Annotated in this window: 6 protein-coding genes and 1 tRNA gene; 4 read left to right on the top strand and 3 right to left on the bottom strand. The window is 40.9% G+C overall.

Annotated features, from left to right (window positions below; all coding sequences use genetic code 11):
• The 3 genes from J6U00_RS09700 to J6U00_RS09690 all read right to left on the bottom strand — a co-directional run bounded on the left by J6U00_RS09700 (nucleotide 1) and on the right by J6U00_RS09690 (nucleotide 1,207).
• Nucleotides 1-85 (bottom strand) — tRNA-Leu (locus tag J6U00_RS09700).
• A 142-nt stretch (nucleotides 86-227) separates the two neighbouring features.
• The gene (locus J6U00_RS09695; RefSeq protein ID WP_296581369.1) at nucleotides 228-527 is read right to left on the bottom strand and encodes an AzlD domain-containing protein; all 300 of its coding nucleotides are present in this window, start codon (nucleotides 525-527) and stop codon (nucleotides 228-230) included.
• On the bottom strand, nucleotides 524-1,207 hold the full coding sequence (locus tag J6U00_RS09690; RefSeq protein ID WP_296581368.1) for an AzlC family ABC transporter permease: 684 nt from the start codon (nucleotides 1,205-1,207) through the stop codon (nucleotides 524-526). The genes J6U00_RS09695 and J6U00_RS09690 overlap by 4 nt, the downstream gene beginning before the upstream one ends.
• 179 nt (nucleotides 1,208-1,386) lie before the next feature.
• Between J6U00_RS09690 and J6U00_RS09685 the strand changes: the two genes are divergently transcribed.
• The 4 genes from J6U00_RS09685 to J6U00_RS09670 all read left to right on the top strand — a co-directional run bounded on the left by J6U00_RS09685 (nucleotide 1,387) and on the right by J6U00_RS09670 (nucleotide 5,440).
• Nucleotides 1,387-2,547 carry a cation diffusion facilitator family transporter gene (locus tag J6U00_RS09685; RefSeq protein ID WP_296581367.1) on the top strand — a complete coding sequence of 387 codons (1,161 nt, stop codon included), beginning with the start codon at nucleotides 1,387-1,389 and terminating at the stop codon, nucleotides 2,545-2,547.
• Nucleotide 2,548: 1 nt separating this feature from the next.
• A complete protein-coding gene (locus J6U00_RS09680; protein ID WP_296581364.1) occupies nucleotides 2,549-2,839 on the top strand; it encodes a DUF1294 domain-containing protein in 291 nt (96 codons plus the stop codon).
• Nucleotides 2,840-3,228: 389 nt separating this feature from the next.
• Nucleotides 3,229-3,999, top strand: coding sequence for an adenosylmethionine decarboxylase (speD, locus tag J6U00_RS09675; protein WP_296581362.1), 771 nt, complete (start codon nucleotides 3,229-3,231; stop codon nucleotides 3,997-3,999).
• On the top strand, nucleotides 3,992-5,440 hold the full coding sequence (locus J6U00_RS09670; RefSeq protein WP_296581370.1) for an aminotransferase class I/II-fold pyridoxal phosphate-dependent enzyme: 1,449 nt from the start codon (nucleotides 3,992-3,994) through the stop codon (nucleotides 5,438-5,440). Before speD ends, J6U00_RS09670 begins: the two co-directional genes overlap by 8 nt.
• The last annotated feature ends 64 nt before the right edge of the window (nucleotides 5,441-5,504 follow it).

The raw sequence follows: 5,504 nt of genomic DNA, 5'->3' as shown, positions 1-5,504 counted from the left end.
TGGTGCGAGTAATGGGACTTGAACCCATACGTCTGTCGACACACGCCCCTCAAACGTGCCTGTCTGCCAATTCCAGCACACTCGCAAATCACAAAAATTATTATACTACAAATCAAAATTAAAGTCAATAGCAAGATAATAATATTTATTTTATAACAAAATATTGTTTTCACTTACTGAATTGTCCCTACACAAGTATTGCTGTCGGCATAAGCCGACAGCAATATTCATAACAATAGTCCTGTAAGAAAAGCAGCAAGCGAAGCTGCCATAGCAACAACAATTAGTGGAAGGTCAAAGAAAGCCAGAATCAATGCAACTATTGTGCCTACAACAGAAGTTATGACATTTCCTGTACTAGTGAAGATAGCAGGAATTGTCATCGCACTTAATACAGCATATGGTATATATTTTAAGAAGCTTCTTACATATTTAGATTTAATCTTCTTTCTGAAAAAAGTAAAAGGGACCATTCTTATCAAGTACGTAACTACAGCCATTACAAAAACGTATACTGCAACCGTCATGATTCAGCCTCCTCTTCATCATCTGACACAGGGAAGAGCAGTGCTCCAAGACCAGCTGCCACTATGGCACATATTATAACAGCAAATCCACCTGAAACCATAGTCAAAACATACTTGAAAAGAATACTTAAAAGTGCAGCTAAAACCGTAACGAAAAGAACACTTTTCTTTTTCCGTGAGGGAGGTATTATTATAGCGAGAAACATACCATATAATACAATGCCCATCGCTGCGGTCACAGAATCAGGAAGTATCTCCCCTGCCGATGCTCCAAGGAACGTACCAAGCACCCATCCGATCATAGCTATCAGTATCATTCCGTACATATATGCAGGAGTAATCATACCAGGCTGTGCAGAGCATACTGCAAATATCTCGTCCGTGATACCATATGAAGAAACCAGACGATGTGGAGTAGTAAAGGTTTTGTCAAGTTTCTGTGACAGTGACAAAGCCATTAGTGAATATCGTATATTGATAACCAACTGAACAAGTATCATTTCCAGTAGAGTACCACTAGCTGCTATAACTCCTACACCGGCGATCTGACCAGCTGAAGTAAGGTTAGTAGCAGATATCATTGAAGACTGAAAAACTGACAAACCGCTTTCAACAGCCAGAATGCCAAAACCAAATGATACCGACAAATATCCAAGTGCGATAGGTATTCCATGATTCATACCTCGCAAGAAATCAGATCTCAAGAATAACTTTCCTTTCCAATCAATCAAGTATGTTTAAGTATATCACACCATAAGAAAAAAAGCAAGAATTATTTGTATTCGCTTACATTTTCCTATTGAAATACACACTCTGTTTTGATATAATATAGGCAACTTAATTTAAGGCGGTGAATTCATTGTCATCGGACATAATCAGCACTCACTCACTAGAAGAACAAAAAAGAGAAAAAACAATAGTCAGGACCAGCATAATCGGAATTATCGCTAACGTATTTCTCGCATCATTCAAAGCGATCGTCGGACTATTGTCCAATTCTATTGCCATCACTCTTGACTCAGTTAATAATATGAGCGACGTCGCCTCTTCACTAATCACAATAATCGGTACAAAGCTTGCAAAAAAGCAACCTGACCGAAAACATCCCTGGGGACATGGAAGAGCCGAATACCTCAGCTCAATGATAATAGCAGTTATCATCTTGTACGCCGGTATCACTTCATTTGTAGAATCAGTCAAAAAGATAATAAATCCGGATACTCCAGACTATTCAGCTGCAGCAATAATTATAGTAACTGTTGCGATAATAGTTAAGATACTGCTTGGTACCTTTGTTAAGAAAACAGGAAAGCGTGTTAACTCTGATTCTCTTGTAAACTCCGGCACGGATGCTCTTATGGATTCCATAATCTCCGCCTCTACTCTTGCTGCAGCTATAATCTTCATAATATGGCATATAAGCCTTGAAGCATGGCTCGGTGCTGTAATTTCAATTATAATCATCAAGACCGGTATTGAGATGCTCACCGCAACTATCTCGCATCTGCTGGGACAAAGAGTAAGCGTTGAAACAGCACGTAAAGTAAAAGAATGCATACTTTCATTTCCACAGGTACGCGGAGTGTACGACCTCATCTTCCATGATTATGGTCCTGACAAATTCAACTGCTCAGGTCATATAGAAGTCCCAGATACTCTATCCGCTCGTGAAATTGATCAGCTTCAGCGCCAGATTGCACTTGAGCTTTACGTCCGTCATGGAATAATACTTACTGCACTGAGCGTTTACACATACAATGATTTGGATGAAAATGAAAAAGAGCTGAGATGCAATATCTACAATATGGCTATGTCAGTTCAACACGTTCTTGAAGCACATGGATTCTACCTTGATAAGGAACAGAAGAGAATACAGTTCGATATCATAATTAGTTTTGACGCGCCTGACAGAGACGCTGTTTATAATGAAGTCATCAATAAAATCAAAACCGCTTACCCTGAATACGAGATTTACTGCACTCTTGACGCAGATTTCAGTGTAAGTGAACAGGAGGAATAAAATGGAAAAGTATTTATTGCTGGGTGCCGTAGTTTTCTTTGCGCTTATGTCACTCATAGCGCTTATCCTATATAAAGTCGATAAGGTCAAGGCAGAAAAGAAGAAGTGGCGAACAAAGGAAGCTACTCTACTTGGTTTCGGTTTTTTTGGAGGAGCAGCTGGTGCTCTCGCCGGAATGAAGCTCTTCAGGCACAAAACAAAGCACTGGTATTTCTGGGTGATAAACATTGCTGGTCTTTTATGGCAGATACTACTTCTCATATTCCTTGCGATCAAGTTTTTACGCAGCTGACGACCAATAATTCTCTATACATTTTTTGTTAAGGAAAAGTACTTTTTCTATTGACAAAGAACTCATTTTATGGTAAAATAAATAAAATTGCAGCGAAGCTTCGGTTTCAGAGCAAGATCTTTGACCACTCCCGCCAAACGGGGGTAAACGCCATACGGACAGCGGGTCAAATGCCGACCGCCGGATTTCCAATTCGGCTGGCAACTTCTGTTGCCTTATTGTTTTTATAAGTTCTCAGCTTGTGAAAGGTCAATAAGAGTAGTAAAAGGTATCTTTGCTTATATAGACTCTCTGAAACCACTTGGAAGTCACGCCGCGCTATCGCAGTGCTATCCTTACACGTACAGGCTGATCAGTCTGTACGTTTTTTATTTTTTGAGGTGTGTATTATGGAAAACAAACTTAAGCTTTACGGTTTCAATAACCTTACAAAATCGCTCAGTTTCAATATATATGATGTGTGTTACGCAAAGACTCCAAAGGCCCAGCTTGAATATATTGCATATGTTGATGAGCAGTACAACTCTGAACGAATCACTGACATCATGACTCACCTCACCGAGATGATAGGTGCTCAGGTACTAAGTGTATCCCGACAGGATTATGACCCTCAGGGTGCATCCGCAACATTCCTGATAGCTGACGATACAATGGTACCTGCAGGCGGAAACGAAATCGTCGCTCATCTTGACAAGAGTCATGTAACTGTTCACACTTACCCCGAGTATCACCCCGACACAAGTATTGCAACATTCCGTGTAGATATAGATGTTGCTACCTGCGGTAAAATCACACCTCTTACCGCACTTGACTATCTTATTGGAAGCTTTGACTCGGATATAATCACAATGGATTATCGTGTTCGTGGTTTTACGCGTAACCTCGATGGAGAAAAATTATTCATAGACCATGATATAACATCTATCCAGAACTATATCGACACATCCATACTTGATAAATATGATGCAGTTGACATAAATGTTTATCAGGCAAATATGTTCCATACTAAAATGCTTATCAAGGACATCATTCTTCAGAACTATCTCTTCAATACGGATGTCCATGAGCTTCCTCCCAGAAGCAGACTTGATATAACAAATGCTCTGAGGAAAGAAATGATTGAAATATTCAGCGGAAGGAACGTGTACGGAAATGACTGAGCTCTCTCAGGTAAATGCTCCTATATATGAGGCTCTCCGCAAATTCAGACGCATGAGAGTCGTACCATTTGATGTTCCCGGCCACAAACGTGGAAGAGGAAACATGGAGCTCACCGAATTTCTCGGTGAAGACTGCATGAATGTCGATGTCAACTCAATGAAGCCGCTCGACAATCTCTGCCACCCTGTATCAGTAATTAAAGACGCAGAAATGCTTGCCGCTCAGGCGTTCGGAGCCGCTAACGCTTTTTTCATGGTTGGCGGAACTACATCAGCAGTTCAAAGCATGATCATGTATGCCTGCAAGGAAGGCGACAAGATCATAATGCCGAGAAATGTTCACCGAAGTGCTATCAATGCTTTGATTCTAACCGGAGCTGTCCCGGTATATGTAAATCCAGATGTAAACAAACAGCTTGGAATTGCTCTGGGTATGTCTGTATCTCAGGTTGAACAGGCTATCAAGGATAATCCTGACGCAAAAGCGATAATGGTAAACAATCCTACCTATTATGGCATATGTTCAGATCTCAATCGAATTACTGATCTTGCACATGCTCATGGTATGCTTGTACTTGTTGATGAAGCTCACGGCACTCACTTCTATTTCGGAGATAACTTCCCGTTAACAGCAATGGCAGCCGGAGCTGATATAGCTTCAGTCAGCATGCATAAATCAGGTGGAAGCCTGACACAGAGTTCATTCCTTCTCATGGGAGAAAAAGTTAACGCAGATTACATGCGTCAAGTTATAAATCTGACGCAAACTACAAGCGCATCATATCTCCTGCTGTCAAGCCTTGATATTTCAAGGAAGAGACTCGCACTCGGAGGAAAGGAAATATTTGCCCAGACAGTTGAGATGGCTGAGTACGCTCGTTCTGAGATAAATGATATCGGCGGTTACTATGCGTATTCCCGTGAACTAATAAACGGAGACAGTATATTTGACTTCGATGTTTCTAAACTCAGCGTATTCACGCTACCGATAGGACTTGCAGGGATCGAGGTATATGACCTGCTCCGTGACGAATACGATATTCAAATCGAATTCGGTGACATCGGCAATATCCTCGCATACATATCTGTTGGAGACAGGAAACGCGACATAGAACGACTTATAAGCGCTATGTCAGAGATAAAACGCCGTTTCAGCAGAACCGGAGCAGACATGCTTAGTCACGAGTATATATCACCTGTTGTTACTGAAGCTCCGAGAAAAGCATTCTACGCGGAGAAAGTATCACTTCCTCTTGATGAATCAGCAGGAAAAGTCTGCACGGAATTTGTAATGTGCTATCCTCCTGGAATTCCGATCCTTGCTCCCGGAGAGCTTATTACTCCCGAAATAATTGAATACATCAAATACGCTAAGGAAAAAGGCTGTCAGATGACTGGTACTGAGGATATCAACATTGAACGGCTCAACGTATTAAAATAGTAAGGAGTGCATTGTATGGAAAAGAAAATGAAAAAAGTCGGTATTCAGATGAATATTCTCATGG

It is taken from the genome of Ruminococcus sp. (genome assembly GCF_017650195.1).
In the GTDB taxonomy this organism is placed as follows: Bacteria; Bacillota; Clostridia; order Oscillospirales; family Ruminococcaceae; genus Ruminococcus.
Note: the sequence above shows the minus strand (reverse complement) of the source record. Positions and strands in the feature narration are given on the sequence as shown.

Excerpts from the sequence above, each read along its gene's own strand:
- J6U00_RS09695 (WP_296581369.1), bottom strand. The coding sequence starts at position 527 with ATGACGGTTGCAGTATACGTTTTTGTAATGGCTGTAGTTACGTACTTG.
- J6U00_RS09690 (WP_296581368.1), bottom strand. The coding sequence starts at position 1,207 with ATGAATCATGGAATACCTATCGCACTTGGATATTTGTCGGTATCATTT.
- J6U00_RS09680 (WP_296581364.1), top strand. The coding sequence starts at position 2,549 with ATGGAAAAGTATTTATTGCTGGGTGCCGTAGTTTTCTTTGCGCTTATG.
- speD (WP_296581362.1), top strand. The coding sequence starts at position 3,229 with ATGGAAAACAAACTTAAGCTTTACGGTTTCAATAACCTTACAAAATCG.
- J6U00_RS09670 (WP_296581370.1), top strand. The coding sequence starts at position 3,992 with ATGACTGAGCTCTCTCAGGTAAATGCTCCTATATATGAGGCTCTCCGC.